Annotated in this window: 23 protein-coding genes; 13 read left to right on the top strand and 10 right to left on the bottom strand. The window is 75.3% G+C overall.

Annotated elements, in window-relative coordinates; genetic code table 11:
• Window positions 1–168: 168 nt before the first annotated feature.
• The 3 genes from AD017_RS16445 to ddaH are packed head-to-tail and all read right to left on the bottom strand — an operon-like array spanning window position 169 to window position 3010.
• Window positions 169–903 carry a phosphoglyceromutase gene (locus tag AD017_RS16445; RefSeq protein ID WP_060574762.1) on the bottom strand — a complete coding sequence of 245 codons (735 nt, stop codon included), beginning with the start codon at window positions 901–903 and terminating at the stop codon, window positions 169–171.
• A gap of 17 nt (window positions 904–920) precedes the next feature.
• Window positions 921–2156, bottom strand: a complete 1236-nt coding sequence (gene rocD, locus AD017_RS16440) for an ornithine--oxo-acid transaminase (protein ID WP_010232265.1) — start codon at window positions 2154–2156, stop codon at window positions 921–923.
• A complete protein-coding gene (ddaH, locus tag AD017_RS16435) occupies window positions 2153–3010 on the bottom strand; it encodes a dimethylargininase (protein ID WP_174521757.1) in 858 nt (285 codons plus the stop codon). The genes rocD and ddaH overlap by 4 nt, the downstream gene beginning before the upstream one ends.
• A gap of 100 nt (window positions 3011–3110) precedes the next feature.
• Here ddaH and AD017_RS16430 point away from each other — a divergent pair, with 100 nt between their 5' ends.
• Both AD017_RS16430 and AD017_RS16425 read left to right on the top strand, forming a co-directional pair.
• Entirely contained in the window at window positions 3111–3551 is a 441-nt protein-coding gene (locus AD017_RS16430) for an Lrp/AsnC family transcriptional regulator (protein WP_010232268.1), read from the top strand.
• Between the two features lie 59 nt (window positions 3552–3610).
• Complete coding sequence (locus AD017_RS16425) at window positions 3611–4117, top strand: VOC family protein (RefSeq protein ID WP_060574761.1); 507 nt, start codon at window positions 3611–3613, stop codon at window positions 4115–4117.
• Between the two features lie 16 nt (window positions 4118–4133).
• On the opposite strand, the gene AD017_RS16420 is transcribed toward AD017_RS16425, so the two are convergent.
• Window positions 4134–4898 carry a GntR family transcriptional regulator gene (locus AD017_RS16420; RefSeq protein WP_050802404.1) on the bottom strand — a complete coding sequence of 255 codons (765 nt, stop codon included), beginning with the start codon at window positions 4896–4898 and terminating at the stop codon, window positions 4134–4136.
• A gap of 188 nt (window positions 4899–5086) precedes the next feature.
• Here AD017_RS16420 and AD017_RS16415 point away from each other — a divergent pair, with 188 nt between their 5' ends.
• The 8 genes from AD017_RS16415 to AD017_RS16380 all read left to right on the top strand — a co-directional run bounded on the left by AD017_RS16415 (window position 5087) and on the right by AD017_RS16380 (window position 10716).
• Window positions 5087–5497, top strand: a complete 411-nt coding sequence (locus AD017_RS16415) for a VOC family protein (protein WP_010232272.1) — start codon at window positions 5087–5089, stop codon at window positions 5495–5497.
• A gap of 10 nt (window positions 5498–5507) precedes the next feature.
• Window positions 5508–6140, top strand: coding sequence for a TenA family protein (locus tag AD017_RS16410; protein ID WP_060574760.1), 633 nt, complete (start codon window positions 5508–5510; stop codon window positions 6138–6140).
• Window positions 6141–6269: 129 nt separating this feature from the next.
• Window positions 6270–7229 carry an FAD-dependent oxidoreductase gene (locus AD017_RS16405; RefSeq protein WP_139323976.1) on the top strand — a complete coding sequence of 320 codons (960 nt, stop codon included), beginning with the start codon at window positions 6270–6272 and terminating at the stop codon, window positions 7227–7229.
• Window positions 7230–7345: 116 nt separating this feature from the next.
• A complete protein-coding gene (gene cutA, locus AD017_RS16400) occupies window positions 7346–7663 on the top strand; it encodes a divalent-cation tolerance protein CutA (RefSeq protein WP_060574759.1) in 318 nt (105 codons plus the stop codon).
• A gap of 74 nt (window positions 7664–7737) precedes the next feature.
• Window positions 7738–8733: a helix-turn-helix domain-containing protein gene (locus AD017_RS16395; RefSeq protein ID WP_010232279.1), complete on the top strand. Its 996-nt coding sequence runs from the start codon at window positions 7738–7740 to the stop codon at window positions 8731–8733.
• Window positions 8734–8795: 62 nt separating this feature from the next.
• Window positions 8796–9263: a hypothetical protein gene (locus AD017_RS16390; RefSeq protein ID WP_060574758.1), complete on the top strand. Its 468-nt coding sequence runs from the start codon at window positions 8796–8798 to the stop codon at window positions 9261–9263.
• Complete coding sequence (locus tag AD017_RS16385) at window positions 9256–9573, top strand: transcriptional regulator (RefSeq protein WP_010232282.1); 318 nt, start codon at window positions 9256–9258, stop codon at window positions 9571–9573. The genes AD017_RS16390 and AD017_RS16385 overlap by 8 nt, the downstream gene beginning before the upstream one ends.
• 129 nt (window positions 9574–9702) lie before the next feature.
• Window positions 9703–10716: a helix-turn-helix domain-containing protein gene (locus AD017_RS16380; RefSeq protein WP_050802402.1), complete on the top strand. Its 1014-nt coding sequence runs from the start codon at window positions 9703–9705 to the stop codon at window positions 10714–10716.
• A gap of 28 nt (window positions 10717–10744) precedes the next feature.
• Here AD017_RS16380 and AD017_RS16375 read toward each other — a convergent pair whose 3' ends face one another.
• From AD017_RS16375 to AD017_RS16350, 6 genes are all read right to left on the bottom strand, one after another.
• Window positions 10745–11311, bottom strand: coding sequence for a hypothetical protein (locus AD017_RS16375; protein WP_060574757.1), 567 nt, complete (start codon window positions 11309–11311; stop codon window positions 10745–10747).
• Window positions 11312–11547: 236 nt separating this feature from the next.
• Window positions 11548–13119, bottom strand: coding sequence for an AMP-binding protein (locus AD017_RS16370; protein WP_010240798.1), 1572 nt, complete (start codon window positions 13117–13119; stop codon window positions 11548–11550).
• Window positions 13120–13266: 147 nt separating this feature from the next.
• Window positions 13267–13752 (bottom strand): YbjN domain-containing protein, encoded by a 486-nt coding sequence (locus AD017_RS16365; RefSeq protein ID WP_010240797.1) that lies wholly within the window; start codon window positions 13750–13752, stop codon window positions 13267–13269.
• On the bottom strand, window positions 13749–15035 hold the full coding sequence (gene mshA, locus AD017_RS16360; RefSeq protein ID WP_010240795.1) for a D-inositol-3-phosphate glycosyltransferase: 1287 nt from the start codon (window positions 15033–15035) through the stop codon (window positions 13749–13751). The genes AD017_RS16365 and mshA overlap by 4 nt, the downstream gene beginning before the upstream one ends.
• Window positions 15032–17788 carry a sacsin N-terminal ATP-binding-like domain-containing protein gene (locus tag AD017_RS16355; protein WP_060574756.1) on the bottom strand — a complete coding sequence of 919 codons (2757 nt, stop codon included), beginning with the start codon at window positions 17786–17788 and terminating at the stop codon, window positions 15032–15034. Before AD017_RS16355 ends, mshA begins: the two co-directional genes overlap by 4 nt.
• Window positions 17789–17826: 38 nt before the next feature.
• Complete coding sequence (locus tag AD017_RS16350; RefSeq protein ID WP_227012764.1) at window positions 17827–18672, bottom strand: DUF3027 domain-containing protein; 846 nt, start codon at window positions 18670–18672, stop codon at window positions 17827–17829.
• 39 nt (window positions 18673–18711) lie between these two features.
• Here AD017_RS16350 and AD017_RS16345 point away from each other — a divergent pair, with 39 nt between their 5' ends.
• From AD017_RS16345 to AD017_RS16335, 3 genes are all read left to right on the top strand, one after another.
• Window positions 18712–19608 (top strand): glutaminyl-peptide cyclotransferase, encoded by an 897-nt coding sequence (locus AD017_RS16345; RefSeq protein WP_202968862.1) that lies wholly within the window; start codon window positions 18712–18714, stop codon window positions 19606–19608.
• 88 nt (window positions 19609–19696) lie between these two features.
• Window positions 19697–21262, top strand: coding sequence for a hypothetical protein (locus tag AD017_RS35360; protein WP_060574755.1), 1566 nt, complete (start codon window positions 19697–19699; stop codon window positions 21260–21262).
• 17 nt (window positions 21263–21279) lie between these two features.
• On the top strand, window positions 21280–21786 hold the full coding sequence (locus AD017_RS16335; RefSeq protein WP_157178911.1) for a DUF2771 family protein: 507 nt from the start codon (window positions 21280–21282) through the stop codon (window positions 21784–21786).
• Window positions 21787–21791: the final 5 nt, after the last annotated feature.

The following is a 21791-nucleotide window of genomic DNA, read 5'->3' as shown; positions in this document are numbered from 1 at the left end:
CAGCGCCGGACCCCGGATGGTGACGCCCGCGACCCGCCCGCGCGACACTGTTCGGCCCGCGTTCACCGCGGGTTCAGCACTAGGTGATCGCAAACCCGGTGGAGCGGGTGACGCCACCCGGACGCCACCCGGCAGCCACACCCCGTACGCCGCGCGCCGCTCCCGCGGTCAGCGGCCCTGGTTCGCCACGCCCGCGATCGCCGCCTCGGCCGCGGCCGGGTCGAGGTAGCGACCGCCCGGGTTCGTCGGGCGCAGGTCGTCGTCGAGGTCGTAGACCAGCGGGATGCCGGTCGGGATGTTCAGTCCGGCGATGTCGGCGTCGGAGATCCCGTCGAGGTACTTCACGAGCGCGCGCAGCGAGTTGCCGTGCGCGGCGAGCAGCACGGTCCGACCGTCCCGCAGGTCCGGCACGACCGACTCCTCCCAGTACGGCAGGAACCGCGCGACGACGTCGGCGAGGCACTCCGTCAGCGGCGCGTCGACGCCGGCGTAGCGCGGGTCGGCGTCCTGGGAGAACTCGCTGCCCTTCTCGATGGGCGGCGGCGGGGTGTCGTAGGACCGGCGCCAGAGCATGAACTGGTCCTCGCCGAACTCGGCCAGGGTCTGCTTCTTGTCCTTGCCCTGCAGCGCGCCGTAGTGCCGCTCGTTGAGCCGCCAGTCGCGCTTCACCGGGATCCAGTGCCGGTCCGCCGCGTCGAGCGCGATGTTCGCGGTGGAGATGGCCCGGCGCAGCAGCGAGGTGTGCACGACGTCCGGGGCGACGCCGGACTCGCGCAGCAGCTCGCCACCACGGCGGGCCTCGGCCTCGCCCTGCTCGGAGAGCGGGACGTCCACCCAGCCGGTGAAGAGGTTCTTCGCGTTCCAGTCGCTCTGGCCGTGGCGCAGCAGTACGAGGGTCGGCATGCGCCACAGCCTGCCAGCTAGGCCGCGCCGAGGTCTCGCAGTACGTCCGCGAACGTGTCCACCAGCACGTCGGTCTCGTCCCGGGTGATCACCAGCGGCGGCGAGATCCGGACGGTGACGCCGTGCGTCTCCTTCGCCAGCACCCCGCGGCGGGCGAGTGCGACGCAGACGTCCCGTCCGGATCCGAGCCGGGGGTCGACGTCGACGCCGAACCACAACCCCGCCCCGCGCACGGCGGTCAGCCCGGGCAGCTCCCGCAGCCGCGCGCCCAGGTGCGCACCGAGGTCGCGGGCCGCCGCCTGGTACTCCCCCGTGGCCAGCAGACCGCACACCGCGGACCCGACGGCCGCCGCGAGCGGGTTCCCGCCGAAGGTCGAGCCGTGCTCGCCGGGACGCAGCACACCGAGCACGTCACGCCGCCCGACGACGGCGCTGACCGGCAGGATCCCGCCGCCGAGCGCCTTGCCGAGGGTGTAGAGATCGGCCCGGATCCCGGCGAGGTCGCTGCACAGCGTCGCGCCGGCCCTGCCGAGCCCGGACTGGATCTCGTCGCAGACCAGCAGGACGTCACGGCGCGCGGTGATCTGCCGGACGTCGCGCAGGTACCCCTCCGGCGGGACGATCACGCCCGCCTCACCCTGCACCGGCTCGATCAGGACCGCGACGGTGTCGTCGGTGAGCGCCGCCGCCAGCGCCGCGGTGTCGCCGTAGGGGACGCGGTCGAAGCCCGGGGTGAAGGGGCCGAAGCCGTCGCGGGCCGCCGGGTCGTCGGAGAAGGAGACGACGGTCGTCGTCCGGCCGTGGAAGTTGCCACCGGCGACGACGATCCGGGCCGCACCGGGCCGCACCCCGCGCACCCGGTAGCCCCAGGCCCGAGCGACCTTGATCGCGGACTCGACGGCCTCGGCGCCGGTGTTCATCGGCAGCACGGCCTCGGTACCGGTCAGCCGGGCGAGCTCGTGCTGGAAGTCCGGCAGCCGGTCGTTGTGGAAGGCGCGCGCGGTCAGCGTCAGGGTGTCGAGCTGGCGGTGTGCGGCCGCGACCAGCGCGGGGTGCCGGTGGCCGAAGTTCAGCGCGGAGTAGCCGGCGAGGACGTCGAGGTAGCGACGGCCGTCGACGTCGGTGACCCAGGCACCCTCACCCGCGCTCAGCACGACCGGCAGCGGCGCGTAGTTCGCGACGCCGTACCGCTCGTCGAGCGCGATCCGCTCGGTGGTCGCACCGGTGCCGGTGCCGTTCTCCAGGACGGTCACGGTGCCTCCCGCAGCTCGAGGGTGCAGCACTTGATCCCGCCGCCACCGCGGCGGAGCTCGGAGGTGTCGACGCCGACGGTGCCGAACCCGCGCTCGGCGAGCTCCGCGGCGAACTTCTCGGCCTGGGGCGCGTGGACGACGGTGCGCCCGTCGGAGAAGCAGTTCAGGCCGAGCACGGCGGCGTCGTCCTCGCCGACGATCACGGCGTCCGGGAACCGAAACCGCAGGACCTCCTGCGACGCGTCGTCGAACGCCGACGGCAGGTAGGCCACCGCACCGGGCCCGCCCGCCGGGTCGAGCACGGCGAACGCGGTGTCCAGGTGGTAGTAGCGGGGATCGACGAGCTGCAGCGACACGACCTCGCGGCCGAGCACCCGGGCGGCCTCGTGGTGCGCCGCGGGATCGGTGCGGAACCCGGTGCCCGCGTAGATCGTGTCGCCGACGAGCAGCAGGTCGCCCTCGCCCTCGTTGACGGCCTCGGCCTCGCGCACGTCGAACCCGGCCGACCGGAACCACGCGCCGTACGCGGGCCCCTCGGCGGCGCGCTCGGCGTACCGGAACCGCGCGGTGAGCGCGACACCGTCGACGACGGTGCCGCCGTTCGCGGCGTAGACCATGTCCGGCAGGCCGGGCAGCGGGTCGACCAGCCGCACGTCGAACCCGAGCTCGCGGTAGACGGCGTGCAGGTCCTGCCACTGGCGCACGGCCAGCGGGGTGTCGGTGACCTGCTCCGGCCGCATCCAGGGATTGATCCGGTAGCTGACGGTGAAGTGGGTGGGCCGGCACATCAGCACCGACGGCGCGGGGCGGGCGCGGTCGTCGTCGGGGAGCGGCACGATCGGCTCGGCGGTCATGCGCACATCGTGCCGCGCATGACCCGTGCGTTTCCCGTCCTGCTGCGCACGATCAGCGCGTGCTGTACCGATCTGGCGCACGGATCTAGCATCCGACGCCGTGAACGAGATCGACGCGACCGACCGGAAGCTGCTGGACCTGCTGCGCATCGACGGCCGGGCCGGCTGGGCCGAGCTCGGCGAGCGCGTGGGGCTCTCCGCGTCCGCCGTGCGGCGGCGGGTGGACCGGCTCACCGCGCGCGGGGTGATCACCGGTTTCGGCGTCCGCGTCGATCCCGGCGCCGAGCGGGAACCGGGGGTCGAGGCCTACGTCGAGCTGTTCTGCCGCGGCACCGTGGCGCCGAGCGAGCTGCAGCGGATGCTGTCGGCGGTGCCCGAGGTGGTGACCGCCGGGACGATCACCGGCGAGGCCGACGCGCTGGTCCTGCTGCGCTCGCGCGACGTGCGCTCCCTGGAGGACGCCCTGGAGCGGCTCCGGATGGCGGCGAACGTCGACCACACCCGCTCGGCCGTCGTCCTCACCTGGCTGGTCTCTCGTTGAACTCCCGCCGCGCCGGGCGTACCGTCTGAGTTGAGAGTTCAACTTCTTGGGAGCCACCGATGCCCGTGCAGCGCCTGAACCACGCCGTCCTCTACGTCCGCGACGTCGCCCGCAGCGTCGCCTTCTACACCGACACGCTCGGCTTCCGCACGGTCGTCGAGCTCCCGGGCGGGCAGGGCGCGTTCCTGCAGGCCGCCGGCTCGTCGAACGACCACGACCTCGCCCTGTTCGGGATCGGGGACGGGGCGGGCGCCTCGCAGGCCGGGCGCGGCACCGTCGGGCTCTACCACCTGGCGTGGGAGGTCGACACCCTCGGCGAGCTCGCCCGGGTCGGGCAGAAGCTGCAGGAGGCGGGCGCCCTCGCCGGCGCCTCCGACCACGGCACCACGAAGGCCCTCTACGCCCACGACCCGGACGGGCTGGAGTTCGAGGTCTGCTGGCTGGTGCCTGCCGCGCTGATCGACGGCGGGGACGGGATGCGGACCGCCCGGCTCGACCTCCAGGCCGAGATCGACCGCTACGGCGCCGACACCCCGGGCGGGATCGGCGTCTCGGTGCCTGCCTGAGCGTCCCCGGGCGGGGTCAGGACGGTTCGGACAGGTCCACCCGGTAGCCGGACCGCGCGGAGAACCGGGCGGTGACGGAGAACCGGTCGCCCCGCACCAGGGTGTGCCGCCACTCGACCGGGCGGTCCCCGGAGAGCCCGAGCCGCTCGATGGACAGCGCGGCCACGCCCTCGCCGATCCCGAGCAGCTCCTGCTCGCCGCGGCCCGGGATCGTCGCGCGGATGTTCTCGCTGCCGCCGTCGACCCGGATCCCGCAGCGACGCCGGTACTCGGGGTAGATGCCGGTGTGCGTGAAGTCGATGTCGAGCAGCGGCGCGGCCAGGTCCTCCGGCAGCCACACCCGGTCGACGGCCAGGGGCTCGCCGTCGGCGAGCCGCAGGCGCTCCAGGTGGACGAGCGGGGTCGACTCCTCCAGACCCATCCGGGTCGCGATCACCCCGTCGGCCCGCACCTCGAAGGTCCGCACGACGCTGCGCTGCGTCCGCCCGGCCGCCTCGACGGCGACGTAGAGCGAGTACGGCTCGTCCAGCGGCTGCTCGATCGGCGCCGGCCCGGCCGGCCGGGCGACCCGGCCGCGGCTGGCGACGACGGCACCGTCCTCCCGCATGCGCCGCAGCGCCTCGCGGACGGTGTAGCGGCTCACCGAGTACTCGGCGGCGATCGCGAACTCGCCGGGCAGGGCGGCGTCGAACTCGCCCTCCTCCAGCCGCCGGCGCAGGTCCGCCAGCAGCTGCTGCCACAGCGGCGTCCCGTCGCCGCGGACCAGGGTCCGCCCGCCCATCACCGTCACCTCTCGTCGCCCGGTCACGACGTCCGGGGTCCGCACACCGTAGGCGAGCACGATCGGCTCACCCGCGGGTGGCACGCTCCCGGCGCCGGGTGAGCACGACACCGACCATCACGACGGCCGCCGCCACCGGAACGACGAGATCGGCCCCGGGGCCTGACGCGACACCCCCTCCCAGGGGCATGCTGGTGCCCCCTGACCAGGAGGTGCCCGTGCTCGACCACCTGTCGCTGCCCGTCCGGGACCCGGACGCGTCGGCCCGCTTCTACCTGCAGGTCTTCGCCCCGCTCGGGCTGTCGGAGATGATGCGGTTCCCCCGCGACGGCGGATCCGTCGTCGCGATCGGCGGCACGGACGGGCAGCCCCGGTTCTGGCTCGGCCCCGGCGGGCCCGCCACACCGCCGGAGCTGCACGTCGCGCTCGCCGCACCGGACCGGGCCGCGGTGGACGCCGTGCACGAGGCCGCACGGGCGGCCGGCACCGAGGTGCTGCACGCGCCGCGGCTCTGGCCCGAGTACCACCCCGCGTACTACGCGGTGTTCCTGCGCGACCCGGACGGGCACAACGTCGAGGCGGTCTGCCACCGCCCCTAGCCTGGACGCCATGTCGTTCACCGGGGAGCTGCGGGAGTCGAGCACGACGGCGTGGGACGCGGCGGTCGGGCACCGCTTCGTCGACGAGCTGTGGGACGGGTCGGTGGACCGCGACGTCCTGCGGCACTACCTGGAGCAGGACCTCCAGTTCGTCGACGCCTTCCTCGCGCTGCTCGGCGCGGCCGTCGCGGACGCGGACCGGCCGGCACCGCGGGTGCGGCTGGCCCGGCAGCTCGGGCTCGTCGCCGGGCCGGAGAACGACTACTTCGAGCGCTCGCTCGACCGGCTCGGCGGCACGAGCACCCCGGACCGGCGGGCGCCGACCGTCGGGTTCGTCGACCTGATGGGCGAGGCACGCGACGCCGGGTACGCCGAGGCGCTCGCGGTGCTGCTCGTCGCCGAGTGGCTGTACCTGGACTGGGCGACGCGGCCGGGTGCCACCGCGCCGGACGACGCGGTCTGCCGCGAGTGGATCGACCTGCACCGCGGCATCGAGTTCGAGGAGTGGGTGGCGTTCCTCCGCGACGAGCTGGACCGGGTCGCCGACGCGCTCGGCCCGGAGCGGCGCGAGCGGGTCGCCGCACTGTTCGTGCGCGCGGTGGACCTGGAGCTGGCGTTCTTCGACGCCGCCTACGAGCTCTGACCCCCGGACCACTCTGTCCGCTCACCGATTGCGGGAGTGCTCGCCGGATCGGGTGAGCGCGGACGGAACCGGTGAGCGTCCGGGTCCGCCCCCGCGCGGCACGGCGGGGGTCGGTGGCAGGGTCGGGGTGTGGGGGACTGTCGGCGGGCCGTGGTGGTGGGTGCCGGGATCGCGGGGCTGAGCTGCGCGATCCGGCTGCGTGAGCGGGACTGGTCGGTACGGGTGCTGGCCGACGTCCCGGTGGAGGGGTCCACCTCGCACCTCGCGGCGGCGGTCTGGTTCCCGACCCGCGCCGGGCCCCGCGACAAGGTGCTCGACTGGGGCCGGCGGACGTTCGACGCGCTCGCCGCACAGGCCCGTGCCGGCGTGCCGGGCGTCGTCATGCGGGAGTCGCTGACGCTGTACCGCGCGGAGCCGGAGCCGCAGTGGTGGGCCGCGGCCGTCGACGGGGTCCGCCCCGCGCGGCCCGACGAACTCCCTCCCGGCTATCGGCACGGGCTGCGGTTCGCGGTGCCGCTGGTGGAGATGCCGGTGCACCTGCCGTGGCTGGCCGGCGAGGCGCAGCGTCGCGGGATCGTCCTCGAACGCCGTCGCGTCGCGTCGCTCGCGGAGGCGGGCGGCGGGGCGGACCTCGTCGTGAACTGTTCCGGGCTGGGGGCGCGCACGCTGGTCGGCGACACCTCGGTGACCCCGGTGCGCGGGCAGATCGTGCGGGTCGCCAATCCCGGTCTCGCCCTCTCGGTGCGCGACGAGCAGCATCCCGGCGGCCGGGCGTACGTCCACCCGCGCGAGCACGACTGCATCCTCGGCGGCACCCTCGACGAGGGTGTCTGGGACGCCACCCCGGACCCCGCGGTCGGCGCGGCGATCGTCGGACGCTGCGCGGACATCGCCCCGGCGCTGCGCGGCGCCGAGGTCCTCGAGCACGTCGCCGGCCTGCGTCCGGCCCGCCCGGAGGTGCGGCTGGAGGCCGAGGACGCGACCGGGGACACCCCGCGGGTGATCCACGACTACGGCCACGGGGGCTCCGGGATCACGCTGTCCTGGGGCTGCGCCGACGACGTCGCCGCCCTCGCCGAGCCGGCCTGAGCCGTCCGGCGCCCGGGTGTCGTGACCCTCCGTCCACAGGCGATCCACATGTGGATGGTTCCGTCCACGATCGGCCGTCACCCCCGCACACGGTGTGTGGGACGACAATCCCGGGCATGAGCGAACACGTCGTCGTCCTCACCACGACCGACAGCGAGGCCGCCGCGCGAGAGCTGGCCGCCGGTGCCGTGGAAGCACGGCTCGGGGCCTGCGCCCAGGTTCTCGGGCCGGTGACCAGCGTCTTCCGCTGGGACGGTGCGGTGCAGACGGAGGCGGAGTGGCGGGTCGAGATCAAGACAGCCGGGGACCGCGTCGACGCGCTGATCGCGCACCTGGTGGAGCGTCACACCTACGACGAGCCGGAGATCATCGCGATGCCGGTCACCGGGGGCAGCACCGGGTACCTATCCTGGGTGGTGGGAGAGACCCGCTGAACCGCTCGCACGGATCGCGCCGACGCGGGTACGTTCGCGCCACGTACGACCGGTCGACGTGCCTGGAGGCGAACGTGACCGAGCACCTGCCCCGGAGCGCCGTCGCCCGGATCAGCTTCCGGTCCGGCACGGCCGCCGAGGTCGAGCGGTTCGCCGCCGAGCACTACGCGGCGACCTCGGTCCGGGACGTCCCGGGCGGACGCGGGTTCGAGCTCGGGCACGAGACCCTCGCCGCTCCCGGGTTCTCGCTCAGCGAGATGTGGCTCTCCCTCGGGCTCGACGCACTGGTGGACCCGGTCGACGAGCACTACGTCGTCGACCACGTGCGTGCCGGCCGGATGCTGTGGGAGACCGAGGCGTTCGGCACGCTGCGGCTGGGCCCCGGGGACATCGCGGTGATGCCGCCGTCGGGCCGGTTCCACGACCGCGTCGAGGAGGCGGACCTCGACGTCGCGGCGCTCGATGCCCGGATCGTCGCCGAACTCGCCGAGCAGGTCCACGGTGTCCCCGCCGAACGGTTCCGGCTGACCGGTCTGCTGCCCGTCTCCCCCGGCCACGCCCGCGACTGGGACCGGACCGTGGTGCACGTCCGTGACCGGCTGCTCGGCAACCCGATGCTGGTCGAGAGCCCGATCCTGCTCGACGCCGCGCTCCGGATGCTGGTCGGCGCGTTCCTGGTGACGTTCCCGAGCACGGTGCTCACCGACGCCGCCCGCCGCAACCGGACCTCGGTCGCCGCACCCCCGGCCCGCGTCACCCGGGAGACCGTCGAGTACCTGCGCACCCACGCCGGTTCCCCCGTCGGTCCGCTCGATCTCGTCCGCATGACCGGCGTTCCGGCGCGCGACGCGGCGGCCGGACTGCGCCGGGCGGGCGCCGATCCGGCCGCGGTGCTCTGGCGGAGCCGGCTCGACGGCGCCCGCCGTGACCTCGTCGCCGGTGACCCCGTCCTGATCCCGGACCTCGTCGACCGGGTCGCGGCGCGCTGGGGCTTCGCCCGCCCGGACCGCTTCCGGATCACCTACACCCGCGAGTACGGGGAGACCCCCGAACGGACGGCGCGGCGCTGACGCTACTTGCTCAGCAGGAAAGTAGGATGGACGGCGCACCTGCCGAGCAAGGAGGGTTCCCCATGACCACCCCCACCCCCGACGACGCCGCGGTCGCAGTCGCCGAGGTCGACGCCGCCCGGGGCGCGGTCGGCGCCGCCACGCACCGGAGCCTGCCGGTCGTCCTCGCCGCGACGTCCGTGCTGACCTTCCTCGACTTCGCCGTGAAGGACGAGATCGCCGGCCCCCGCCGGCGCGCCGCCGCGACCGTGCTGATCCAGACCGCGATCGCCGGGATCGGCCTGCTCGACGCCCGGGCCGGCCAGGTGAACCCGTACGCCGTCGCGACCGGGCCGGAGCCCGCACGGGGCGCGCGGCTCGCCGCGGTCGGCCTGGGCTGGTACGCCGCCGAGCGGCTGGCCGTGCACCTGCTCCGGCGCAGCAGCCTGACCAGGCCGAACACGGTCGCGGGCCTGCTGCTCGCCGTCACCAGGCCCGCCGGGACGCTGGTCACGCTGCGCATGCTGCCGCGGGCGGACGGCCGTGCCTGAGCCCGCCGCCGACTCCCGCCTGGTCCCGCTGCTGCTCGACCCGACCCGCCTGCGGATCGCCGCCACCCTCGTCGCGGCGGGCGAGGTCGAGTTCGGCTTCGTCCGCGACCGTGTCGGCCTGTCCGACTCGGCGCTGTCGAAACAGGTGAAGGCCCTCACCGGAGCCGGCATCGTCACCTCCCGCCGTGAGCCGTCAGGCGCCGCGCGGCGCACCTGGCTCCGGCTGACGACGGAGGGCCGCGAGCAGGTCGGGACGCACATCCTCGCGCTGCGGGAGATCTCCTCCGGGGGCGACCCCGGACCCGCCTGACCCGTCGGCGTACCCCCGCCCCCCTGGCCGGAACGCCTGCTCACGCTCCGGCAGTGGACAGCGACCGACTTCCTGGCCACTATGCGATATGTAGTCGCCAGAAGGCATCGGTGACAGGGGGTGAGGTCGATGACGGGGGAGGCGCCCCTGGACCGGTTCGACGTGCGGTCGCGCGATCCCGAGTTCGCCCACGAGGTGATCCGCGAGGCGTACTTCGACCACGAGGTCCGGTTCCTCGGGTCCACCGAGGACTTCGAGTTCGCCCACACCGGCGTGGTGGCGCCGCAGTTCATGACGGTCCGCTTCGAGTACGCCATGGCTGCCCGGCTCCGGTCGGGGGCGTCCCCGCAGGACCTGGTGATCGACACCGTGGCGACCGGGCGGCTGGCACTGAGCGACGGGCCGGACGTGCTGCGGGTCTCCCCGGGCGAGCCCGTACTGATGCCCACCGACGGGGCGGGCTGGGACTTCGAGATGGCCGCCGTCCAGGTGGACGCGGTCGTGCTGGACCGCACCACCGTGGAACGTGCCGCCGAGTCGCTGTTCGAGGTCGACGGGCCCGGGCCGGTGTTCCCGTCGCGGACCGCGGCCTCACCGGAGTCGGCCCGGTACTGGAACGGCGTCGTCGCCCACGTCCGGGACGCGATCCTTGCCGACGACGAGGTGGCGTCGAGCCCGCTGGTCCTGGCCGAGGCCGCCCGGTCGCTGGCGACGGCCGCGCTGGTGGCCTTCCCGAACTCGGCCCGCACGCGGTTCGACGACCGTGCCCGCGACGGCTGGTCGGGCCCGGCGGTCCTGCGGCGGGCGCTGGACTACGTCGACGAGCACGCGGGCGAGGACATCGGTGTCGCCGACATCGCCCGCGCGGCCCGGATCGGGGTGCGCGGACTGCAGCACCTGTTCCGCAGGCACCGTGGCCGCACGCCGCTGGAGGAGCTCCGCCGGGTGCGGCTCGCCCGCGCACACGCCGACCTCCTGGCGGCCGACCCCACCTACGGGGACACGGTCGGCGCGATCGCCGCACGCTGGGGCTTCGGGCACGCGGGCAGGTTCTCCGTGGAGTACCGGAAGGTCCACGGTCGCGCGCCCTCCGAGACCCTGCGCGACCGGCCGCGTACGGCGCAGCGGAACCGGCCGGGCTGACGGTCCGGACGCCCCGTCGCCGTCCGGATCACGGGTCGCGTTGCGCCTGCTCGATCTCGCGCTGGTCGCGGTCGGCGGCACCGCGGGCACGGTCTGCCGCACCGGTCACCCGGTCCCGGCCGGCGGCTTCGCGGTCCGCGGCGGCTCTGCGCCGGTCCTCGGCGGCGGCGGCGCGGTCGGCCGCCAGCAGCCGTAGCTCGTGGAGGAGCTCCGTCCGCCGGACGTAGTGCTCCCCCACCTGGCGGATCAGGTGGGCGAACTCCGGCCTCGCGGCGTCGAGCATGCTCCGGTCGACCTCGCGGTCGACCTCGGCCTGCTCCCGTCCACCCGAGGCCGGGCCGTCGGCGTCCGGGGCGCCGATGACGTGACCCTCGTGGTCGGCCGGGAGCGCGCCGGCGAGGAGCGCGGCCTGGCGGGCCGCTGCCGCCCGGTCCCGCTCCGCCGCGTGGTCGTCGCGCTCCTTCGCGGCACGTGCCAGACGCTCGGCGCCGCGGTCGCGCCCGTCCGCGTCGTGGTCGGCCTGTGCCGCCCGGCGGTTACGCGCCTCCTCACGAGGATCGTCGTGGTCGGTCTCGGACCGTCTGACCTCGTCCATCGCTGTCGCACCTCGATACGCGGTTCCGGTGCCTGCCAGCGTGGCCCGGTCGTCCCTCCGGGGCAATGCTCCCGGGGCCGTGCGGCGGGACCGGGTACCTCCCCGGCGGGCCACACCGTCCCGGGGACCGTCCGCCCTCCGCCGATCGGCGTGACCTCCGCCCACGAAAACCGGGACGGCGCCGTCCCTGCGGTTCCGCAGGTCACGACACCGTCCCGGTGGGTCGTACGGAGGGATCAGGCGTTCGACGTCTCCCGGGCCCGCAGGTCCTTGCGCAGGATCTTGCCCGACGCCGACTTCGGGATCTGGTCGATGAACTCGACCACCCGCACCTTCTTGTGCGGGGCGACCTTCCCGGCGACGAACGACATGACCTCGTCCTCGGTCAGGTCCGCACCCGAGGCCTGCTTCACCACGAACGCCTTCGGGACCTCCTCGCCCTCGGCGTCCTTGACCCCGATCACCGCGGTGTCGGCGATCTTCTCGTGGGTCAGGAGCAGGGCCTCCAGCTCGGCGGGCGGCACCTGGTAGCCCTTGTACTTGATGAGCTCCTTGACCCGGTCGACGATCGAGTAGACGCCCTCGTCGTCGACGACGGCGATGTCACCGGTGTGCAGGAAGCCCTCGGCGTCCTTGGTGGCGTCGGTGGCGTCGGTGTTGTTGAGGTACCCGACCATCACGTTCGGGCCCTTCACCCACAGCTCGCCGCGCTCGCCGACGCCGACCTCCTGGCCGGACTCGGGATCGACCAGCTTGCACTCGATGTTCGGCAGCGCGAAGCCGGACGAGTTCAGGTCGAGGTCGCCGCGGTCGTCGGGCATGCAGTGGCTGACCGGGGACAGCTCGGTCATGCCGTAGCCCTGGAGCACGGTGCAGTCGAGCCGCCTGGCGACGGCCCGGCCGAGCTCGCCGTCCAGCGGCGCGGCGCCGGAGAAGATCGTCTTCACGCAGGACAGGTCGTAGGAGTCGACGACCGGGTGCTTGGCCAGCGCGACGGCGACCGGCGGGGCGATGTAGAGCCGGTCGACGCGGTACTCGTGCACGATCCCGAGGAACTGCTCGAGATCGAACTTCGGCATCGTGACGACCGTGGCCCGGGCGTGCAGGCCCTGGTTCATCATCACGGTCATGCCGTAGATGTGGAAGAACGGCAGGAACGCCATGATCTTCGTCTGGTCGGTGACGTCCCCCATCGCCTGCACCTGGAGCAGGTTCGCGACCAGGTTGCGGTGGGTGAGGATCACGCCCTTGGCGAGGCCGGTGGTGCCCGACGAGTAGGGCAGCACCGCGGTGTCGGTCGAGCTCGTCGCGAGCTCGGGGGCCGGCGCGCCGGACGAGACGAGATCGGCCAGCGAGTCGTGACCCTCGGTCGCGTCGATCGTCAGCACGACGTCCTCGGAGAGCCCCGCCTCCTTGGCGCCGGGCACGGCCCGGTCCAGGAACGGCGAGACGGTGATGACCATCTTCGCGCCGGAGTCGCGCAGCTGGTGCGCCAGCTCCCCGGCGGTGTACATCGAGTTCGCGCTGGTCACGATGCCGTTCGCACGCAGGATGCCGTGGAACAGCGCCGCCCACTGCGGGAGGTTCGGCGCGAACAGGGCGACGACGTCGCCCTGCACGACGCCGCGGGCGGCGAGCCCGCCCGCGATCTTCTCGACGAGGTCGTGGAACTCGGTGTAGGTCAGCTGGCTGCCGTTCGTGCCGTCCAGGATCGCGGGCGCGTCCGCCCGATCACCGAACCCGTCGGCGAACAGGAACTCGGTCAGCGAGACGTCGGGGATGTCGACATCCGGGTACGGGCTGCGCATCGACAAGGCTTCGCTCCTTCGCGAGGTCCATCTCGGGGGCCGGGCGCCGGCTCGGCCGCCCGGGGTCGCGGGACATGCTAAGGGCACGGTGATCCCCCGCGCCGGGTGCGCCGTGAAAAGTTACCCGCGGGTCACCGGCGGGCCGGCTCACTCGACGAGGTGCTCGAACGCCTTCAGGTTCGCCGTCGACTCGCCGTGCGCGGTCCGCCACGCGTACTCGCGCCGGATCGACGAGGCGAAACCGAGCTCCAGGAAGGTGTTGAAGTCGCCGTCCGCGGTCTCCAGCACCGAGCCGAGGAGCCGGTCGACCTCGTCGGCGGTCACCGCGTGCCGGGGGACCCGGCCCACCAGGTGGATGTCACCGACCCGGTCCAGGCAGTAGTGCACGCCGTAGAGCTTGGCGTTGCGCAGCAGCATGAACCGGTAGACACCCTCGAAGTTCTCGTCCGGCCTGCGGCACACGAACGCCTGCACCGCGAGGGTCTGCTCGCGGACCAGCAGCCAGGTCTGGGTCTGCAGGCGGGCCTCCCCCGGCAGCGTGACGAGCCACTGGCCCGCACCCCGGTGGACGTGGTCGACCTCCATGTCGGCGAGCGCGTCGCCGATCACCGTGTCGAGATCGTCGTCGCTCATACCCGTCCCAGCACCCGCGCGCGGAACTCGGCGCGGGCCTCGTCGTAGGCGCCCAGCAGGGCGTCGGTCGTGCGGTCCCAGGAGAACCGGCGCGCGTGCCCGGCCGCGACACCGGCCATCCGCTCCCGGCGGGCCGGATCCAGCGCCAGCTCGCCCAGCGCGTCCGCCCAGTCGGAGATGTCGTGCCCGGTCACGAGCAGCCCGGACCGGCCCTCGGCGACGGCCACCGGCAGCCCGCCCACCCGGGTCGCGACGACCGGGGTGCCGCAGGCCTGGGCCTCCAGCGCGACCAGACCGAACGACTCGTTGTGGCTGGGGACGGCGACCACGTCGGCCGCCCGGTAGACGGTCACCAGGTCGTCGCCGCCGCGGGGCGGGAGGAACCGCACGACGTCGGTGATACCCAGCTCGGCGGCCAGCTCGTGCAGCGAGGTCGGCTCGGCCAGCCCCGACCCGGACGGCCCGCCCGCGATCAGCACGACCAGCCGCTCGCGCAGCGACGGCGTCCGGGCGAGCAGCTCGGCGGCGGCGCGCAGCAGCACGTCCGGGGCCTTGAGTCGCTGGATGCGGCCGACGAAGGCGAGCACGACGGCGTCGGCCGGGAGGTCCAGCTCCGCGCGGGCCGCAGCCCGGTCGCCGGGCCGGAACCGGTCGGTGTCGACCCCGGGCGGGATGGTGACGGTGCGGCGCGGGTCGGCGTCGTAGAGGTCGAGCAGCTGTTTGGACTCGATCTCGGTGTTCGCGACGAGCCGGTCCGCCTCGGCGACGACCTGGTCCTCGCCGATCACCCGGGCCCGCGGTTCCGGGGTGTCCCCGGCCGCCAGCGCGGCGTTCTTGACCTTGGCGAGGGTGTGCGCGGAGTGCACCAGCGGCACACCCCAGCGGTCCCGGGCCAGCCACCCGACCTGGCCGGAGAGCCAGTAGTGCGAGTGGACGACGTCGTACCAGCCGGGTTCGTGCCGGGCCTCGGCGCGCAGCACGCCCGCGGTGAAGGCGCACAGCTGGCTGGGCAGGTCGTCCTTGCCGAGCCCCTCGAACGGACCGGCCGCGACGAACCGGACCGTCGCACCCGGCGCGAGCTCCACCGTCGGCGGCTGCTCGGACGACGTGGCGCGGGTGAAGATCTCCACCTCGACGCCACGACGGGCCATCCGGATCGCGGTCTGCGCCACGTAGACGTTCATCCCGCCGGCGTCGCCGGTACCGGGCTGTTCGGTCGGGGAGGTGTGCACGGAGAGCACCGCGACCCGGCGCGGCAGCGCCCTCGAGTCGTCGATCGTCACGGGGTCATCCTGACACGGCGTCGCAGGGCCAGCGCGGCCACCAGCGCCCGCAGCGGGTCCGACGCGTGCCACTCACCGGCCGTGCCCGGCCAGGCCGGGACGGTCACCGCGCGGCCGTCGTCGAGGTCGACGACCAGCTCGTCGTGCACCCGCAGCTCGCCGTCGGGCGGCTCGGCGCCGACCGCGAGACAGGCCGGGACGATCTCCGGGAGCGTGGTCCACGCCACCGGCCGTCCGGCCCCGCGGACGGTGCCGGTGACCCGGTCCGACGCCAGCGGGAGATCGAGCAGCTCGGCGAGGGCGACCGGGTCGTCACCGCCCGGGACGGCAGGCTCGTCACCGAGTGCGGGCAGCACCCACGGCGCGTCGAGGACGACGGCGCGGTCCGATCCCGCCACCGCGCCCGTCACCGTGCGGACGTGCCCGGGCGGGTCGAGGTCGTCGAGCTCGACGACGCCCGCGGCGTACGCGGCGGTCAGCGCGGAGTGCACGGTGCCCGCGACGTCCCCGGCGACCTGCCGGTCCGGGTCGGCCAGCCGGTCGAGCAGCTCGACGGCCTCGTCCGCCGCGCCGATCGTGACCCCGTCGCGGACGCCGACCGCCGCGAGCACGGCGTCGTCGACGCCGGGGAGCTCCGGCACCGGGTCGTAGAGCCCGGCCACCGACGACGCCGACAGCAGCCGCCAGGTCGACGGCAGCCGCCCGCCGATCCGCACGTGCCTGCCCAGCCACCAGGCGGTGTACCCGGTGAGCATCGCGGCGCGCGTCTCGCGGCCACCGGCGAGCAGGGCGAGCGCCTCCGGCCAGGCGTCGTCGGCGACGAGGTCCAGGTCCCGGACGGCCGGCGGCTCGTGCTCGCCGTCGTGGTCGTGGTCGTCCGCGTCGTAGGCGTCCGCGTCGTGCAGCACGTCCGGGTCGAACGCGGCGACCACGAAGCCGTCCAGCACCCCGGCCGCGACCAGCGCGTCGGCCCCGGCGTCGAGCCACCCGGCACCGACGGTGCCGACGGGGGCGTCCGGGTCGAGGAGGTCGCGCACCGCGGCACCGGGCAGGACGAGCTCGTCGGCACGCGCCGGGCGGCCCCGGTCGTCGGTGAGGGCGAGGGCCCCGAACCGGCCGTCCCGCTCCGCCGACGGGGTGTCGAGCAGCGCCAGCACCGCGCGGGCGAGCGGTGCGGTGTCGAGACCGGCCTCGGCGTCGTCGAGGGAGCGTTCGACGGCCGCGTGCAGGGCCGGGGCGGCGAGCAGGGCCGCGCGGTCGGCGTCCGCGGCGCCGAGGCGGTGCAGGAGCGGGTGGACGGCGTCCGGGTGCGCGATCCGCAGCTCCGGGACGGCCGGGGTGCCGGTCTCGGCGATCAGCACGGAGGCCGGGCCGGGGACCAGGCGCCCGTCGGCGAGCGGGACGGGCAACGCACCCAGCTCGGCGGCGAGACCGGGGACCGTGTCGACGGCCGGGGCGAGCAGCGCGTAGAGCGACCGCCACCACGCCGGTCCCGCCTCGACGCCGGTGAGCCGCTCGGCCAGCGCCGCCGCGCCGACCCGGTCGGTGTCCAGACCCGCGGGCGGGACGACACCGGACGCGACGAGCCGCCCGAACGCCGGGTCGGCGGCGGCGAGCAGCTCCGGCAGGCCCTCGGCCGGTCCGCCCAGGTCGAGCCACTCGGCACGGTCGGGGGCGAGGAGCCCGGAGGTGCCGTGCTCGCCGGCGGCGGGCAGCCACGGGGCACGGGCCAGCGCCGCCCCGATCGCCTCGCGCAGCCGGCCGTCGAGCGGGGACCGGGGGAAGGCCGGCTCGGGCACCAGCGCCGCCCGGTCCGCGGCGGGCACCGACCGGACGAGCGCGACGTAGGCCGTCGCGGCAGCGTCGACCAGCTCGGCCGTGGCCGGGTCGTCGGCCCGGATCCGTCGCCGGTCCGGGTCGAGCGGGAACGGGGCGAGCAGCCGGGCGGGGAGGGACAGCTGCTCCAGGCTCGGGGTGGGCGCGTGCAGCACCTCCCCGGCGTCGACGGGCAGCGGCCTCGGCCGGCCGTCCTCGCAGGGCAGCGCCCAGCGCACCGCGCCGTCACCCGCGAGGAGGAACTCCCGGTCGCCGACCCGCACGGCGCCGTCGCCGGACGGGGTGCGGGTGAGCACCTCGGTGCCCGCCTCCACCCGCTCGAGAGCGGGCAGCGCGAGCAGCAGGTCGGGGCAGGACCGGGCGAGCTCGTCGAGCAGCGCCGCCGGGTCACCGTGGTCGGGCCGCAGCCGGACCTCGGTGGCGTACCCCTCGGGCGGCGGGGCCTCGTCCGACGGCCAGACCAGCCGCAGCGCGGGTACCCGCGGGTCGCGTGCCAGCTCCGCCTCCGCCGCACCACCGAGCGCGCGGACCTCGTCCGCGGTCCGGGACGCGGAGAACGCGACCCCGCCGCCTGCCGTCACCAGGCGGGGCCGCGAGCAGACGGCGAGCACCGCGGCGAACCCGACGCCGAAGCGGCCGGTCGCGCCCGCGGCGTCCCGCTTCGCCGACGCCCGCAGCGCGGCCAGGGCGGCGACCCCGGCGGCGTCGAGCGGCGCGCCGGTGTTCGCGATCCGCAGCTCGTCCCCGGCGACCGTCGCGCGGACGTGCCCGGGCACCCCGGCCGCGACGGCGGCGTCGGCCGCGTTCTGCAGGAGCTCGGCGACCCAGGTGTCGGCGTAGCCGCCACGGCGCAGGTCGTCCTCGGCGTTGACGTCCTCGCGGAACCGGGTCGGCGACGACGCCCACGCCGCGAGCACGCCCTCCCGGAGCGCGGCGGTGCCGAACGGGTCGGTGCTCAGGACCCCGGACCGACCGGTTCGAGGTCCACGCCGTCGTCGTAGACCAGCGCGGAGACGTACACCGGCGAGCCGGAGGTCTCCGCGACCGACGAGTGCGCGCCGCAGCCGAACCCGACCGCGACGACCTGCCCGTCGGCCGGGGACGACGCGTTGGCGCACGCCCCGAACGAGCCGTGCAGCGCGCCGGCCAGCGGCACCAGGAACCCGCAGGTCCCGCAGGACGCCGGGGCGGAACGGGCGAGATCGGCGGACGGGCCGTGCTCGCCGTCGGTCCAGCGCTCGGCGGCGTCGGAGCGCCCCAGCGGGGACAGCACGCGCTCGCGGCCGAGCCCGGCCTCGCGGGCCAGGTCGTCGACGGCGGGGTCGCCGGAGTCGAGGTAGCCGGGGACCAGGCGCGGGTCGTCCGGCGAGACCGGCAGGAGGTCGCCCGGCTTCAGGTCGTCCGGGCGGATCCGCTGGTCCCACGGGACCCAGTCGGGGGCGACGAGCGCCGTGTCGCCGGGCAGCAGCACCGTCTCGGAGACGGTGACGGGCTCGCCCTCCCCCGCGCTCGCGATCGTGACCGCCCACCGCCAGCCGCGGTAGCCGGGGAGATCGGCGACGAAGGAGTGGGTCACGGCGCCGTCGTCCTCCACGTCCGTCCCCAGGTGCGTCCCCACGGCGGCGGCCGCACCGGCGGCGCCGAGCTCGTCGGCGGCCTCGTCGACGGCGGCCGACCGGGCGGCCTCGACGGCGTCGAACAGCTGGGGCGGCGCGGGCCGTGGCCCGGCGGGCGCGGGGGTCACCTCGGGCACGGGCGTGCCCGGCACCTCGACAGTGGCCTGGTCCTCACCTGCAGTCACCTCACCAGTGTGCCACCCGGTCCCGGGCATGCTGGTGCGGTGCCCACCCGTCCCGCCGACCGGCCCGCGCACGACCGCACGGCGCCGCGCCGGCGCACCGCCCCACCGCTCCCCCGGATCCGCCGGTCGGCTCTCCTCCTGACCCTCTGCGGCTCCCTGGTGCTGTCCGCCTGCGGCGCCGCCGGGTCCGCGACGCCCGCCGTCGTGTCCCGCACCGGCGACATCCCGGTCGTCCGGCCGGAGGTGCTGGCGGAGATCCCGCACGACACGGACGCGTTCACCCAGGGCCTGGAGCTGCGCGACGGGACCCTCTACGAGGGGACCGGCCGGGTGGGCGAGTCCGAGATCCGGGCCCTCGACCCGGGCACCGGTGCGGTCCGGGCGTCGAGCCCGCTGCCCGGTTCCTACTTCGGCGAGGGGATCACCGTCGCCGGGGACCGGATCTGGCAGCTGACCTGGACCGACGGCGTCGCGATCGAGTGGGACCGCGCGACCCTGCGACCGCGCCGCGAGGTGCCGGTCGACGGCGAGGGCTGGGGACTGTGCCTGTCCGGCGGGACGGACGGTGGCGGGGCCCGGGTCGTCCGGTCCGACGGCACCGACCGGCTGCGCTTCCACGATCCTGCCGACCTGGCGGAGACCGGGTCGGTCGCCGTCACCCTGGACGGTGCGCCGGTGTCCGAGCTGAACGAGCTGGAGTGCGTCGGCGACCGGGTGTGGGCGAACGTCTGGCAGACCGACCGGCTCGTCCGGATCGACCCGGCGACCGGTGTGGTCGACGCCGTCGTCGACGCCGCGGGCCTCCTGCCTCCCGGGCGGCGGGCCGGTGCCGACGTGCTGAACGGCATCGCGCACGTCTCCGGCGACGAGTACCTGCTGACCGGGAAGCTCTGGCCGTCGACGTTCCGGGTGCGGCTGCCGGTGCCGGACGCCTGACCGCCGGCCGCTGCGCCGCACGGGTGACGGCGCGCCCGGTCCCCCGGGACGCGGCGAAACCGTCGGTCCCTCTCGGCACAATGGGGGCGTGGCAGGGAACCCGTTCCGGCGCCGTCGTGCACGCACGGCGGCGGGCCCGCCGTCCCGTGCGCCGCGCACCGACCCGCGGACGACGCCGATCAGCTCGGACTCGACGCTCCGGTACCCGGGTACCGAGGCGGACGGCTCCGCGCGGTCCGACACGACCCGGTCCTCGACCGCGACCGCGGAACCACCCCGGGCCGGTGCGTCCGGGCCGCGGAAGCTGACCGTCACCCGGGTGGCGGTGCACCGCACCCGGGAGCTGTCCGGGCGCGCGGTCGGCCTGTTCCGCCGGGCCGCGACCGCCGACGGCGCGGACCGCTCCGGGCTCACGGCGCTCACCTACGCCACGATGCTGACCTACGCGCTCGACGCCGCGGTGGCCGTCGCCCTGGCGAACACGCTGTTCTTCGCGGCCGCGACGGCCGAGTCGAAGGCGAACGTCGCGCTCTACCTGGCGATCACCGTCGCCCCGTTCGCGCTGGTCGCACCGGTGATCGGGCCGGCGCTGGACCGGCTGCAGCGGGGCAGGCGGATCGCGATGGCGGTGTCCTGCGCCGGGCGGGCCGTGCTCGCCGTGGTGCTGGTGTTCCAGCTCGACACCTGGCTGCTGTACCCGGCGGCCCTCGGGATCATGGTGCTGAGCAAGTCGTTCCTGGTGCTCAAGGCCGCCGTGACACCACGGGTGCTGCCGTCCTCGATCACGCTGGCGACGACGAACTCGCGGCTGACGACGTTCGGCATGGCCGCGGGCGGGGTGGCCGGTGCGGTCGCCGCGGGCGCGGCGGCGCTGCTGGGTTCCCCCGGTGCGCTGTGGTGGACGGCGGCGCTCGGCGTCGCCGGGGCCGTCCTGTGCCTGCGCATCCCCCGCTGGGTCGAGTCGACGGCGGGCGAGGTCTCCGCCGCGGTCCCCGCCGGGCGGCCGGGTCCGGCACGGGCCAGGGTGCCGGCGACGCGCGCGGTGCTGGTCGCGCTGTGGGGCACCAGTGCCGTCCGGGTGCTGACCGGGTTCCTCACGCTGTTCGTCGCGTTCGTGGTGAAGGCCGGGGCCGAGCAGGCCCCCGCCGGGGACCCGGCGGGACAGCTGTTCGTGATCGGCATGGTCGGCGCGGCCGCCGGTGCCGGGCTGTTCCTCGGCAACGCCGTCGGTGCGCGCAGCCGGTTCGGCCGGGTGGAGCCGGTGGTCCTGGCGGCGGCGGCCGCGGCGCTGCTCGCCGCCGTCGGGGTCGCGCTGCTGCCCGGGGTCCCGGCGGCGGTGGTCGCGGCGCTGGTGGCGTCGTCGGCGAGCGCGCTGGCGAAGGTCTGCCTGGACGCGGTGATCCAGCGGGACCTGCCCGAGCACGCCAGGGCGTCGGCGTTCGGGCGGTCGGAGACGGTGCTGCAGACGGCGTGGGTGCTGGGTGGCGCGATCGGGGTGCTGGCCCCGCACGACACGTTCCGGACCGGGTTCCTGATCGTCGCCGGTGTGGTGGCGGTGTTCGGGCTGCAGACCGCGCTGATCCGGCGCGGCGGCACGCTGGTGCCGGGGCTGGGCGTCCGGGCCGCCCCGGTCGCCCAGGGCGGGCTCCGCTGATCCGTAGGGTGGTCGGTGTGATCACCCGTCCCCGACGGTCCGCGCGCACGCTCGCCGGGCTCCTCGCCGTCGTCGCGGTCCTGCTCGCCGGATGCGGCGGCTCGTCCCCGACCGTGACCTTCGACGTCGCCGGGAACGCGCTGACCGCCGCGCCCACGCAGTTCTGCGACAACCGCATGGAGGACTGCACCGACGACCCGAACGCCCGGGTCACCGCGGACGTCCCGCCCGCCACCGCGATCCGCATCACCGTGCCGGACGAGGTGTCCTCCGGGCCGTGGCAGGTCGCCTACGCCTTCACCCGCGACGGCTCGCCGCAGCCGATCCAGCAGCGCAGCGACATCGCGCCGGCCGGGAGCCGCACCGAGTTCACCCTGGAGCTCCCGCAGCCGACCGACCGGCTCCTCACCGCGCAGGTGCAGCTGTTCGGACCCGCTCCGGCGATCGACCAGGAGACCCTGCAGATGCAGTTCCCGGTGCGTGCCACCTGGGTGCTGGTGGGCGAGCAGCAGCCGGCGTCCTGAGCGCC

Source organism: Pseudonocardia sp. EC080619-01, from assembly GCF_001420995.1.
Lineage (GTDB): Bacteria > Actinomycetota > Actinomycetes > Mycobacteriales > Pseudonocardiaceae > Pseudonocardia.
Note: the sequence above shows the minus strand (reverse complement) of the source record. Positions and strands in the feature narration are given on the sequence as shown.

Bases quoted from the DNA above. Each gene is read 5' to 3' on its own strand.
- AD017_RS16445 (WP_060574762.1), bottom strand. From the start codon at position 903: ATGCCGACCCTCGTACTGCTGCGCCACGGCCAGAGCGACTGGAACGCG.
- ddaH (WP_174521757.1), bottom strand. From the start codon at position 3,010: ATGACCGCCGAGCCGATCGTGCCGCTCCCCGACGACGACCGCGCCCGC.
- AD017_RS16425 (WP_060574761.1), top strand. From the start codon at position 3,611: ATGCCCGTGCAGCGCCTGAACCACGCCGTCCTCTACGTCCGCGACGTC.
- AD017_RS16420 (WP_050802404.1), bottom strand. From the start codon at position 4,898: ATGGGCGGGCGGACCCTGGTCCGCGGCGACGGGACGCCGCTGTGGCAG.
- AD017_RS16415 (WP_010232272.1), top strand. From the start codon at position 5,087: ATGCTGGTGCCCCCTGACCAGGAGGTGCCCGTGCTCGACCACCTGTCG.
- AD017_RS16410 (WP_060574760.1), top strand. From the start codon at position 5,508: ATGTCGTTCACCGGGGAGCTGCGGGAGTCGAGCACGACGGCGTGGGAC.
- cutA (WP_060574759.1), top strand. From the start codon at position 7,346: ATGAGCGAACACGTCGTCGTCCTCACCACGACCGACAGCGAGGCCGCC.
- AD017_RS16390 (WP_060574758.1), top strand. From the start codon at position 8,796: ATGACCACCCCCACCCCCGACGACGCCGCGGTCGCAGTCGCCGAGGTC.
- AD017_RS16380 (WP_050802402.1), top strand. From the start codon at position 9,703: ATGACGGGGGAGGCGCCCCTGGACCGGTTCGACGTGCGGTCGCGCGAT.
- AD017_RS16375 (WP_060574757.1), bottom strand. From the start codon at position 11,311: ATGGACGAGGTCAGACGGTCCGAGACCGACCACGACGATCCTCGTGAG.
- AD017_RS16370 (WP_010240798.1), bottom strand. From the start codon at position 13,119: ATGCGCAGCCCGTACCCGGATGTCGACATCCCCGACGTCTCGCTGACC.
- AD017_RS16365 (WP_010240797.1), bottom strand. From the start codon at position 13,752: ATGAGCGACGACGATCTCGACACGGTGATCGGCGACGCGCTCGCCGAC.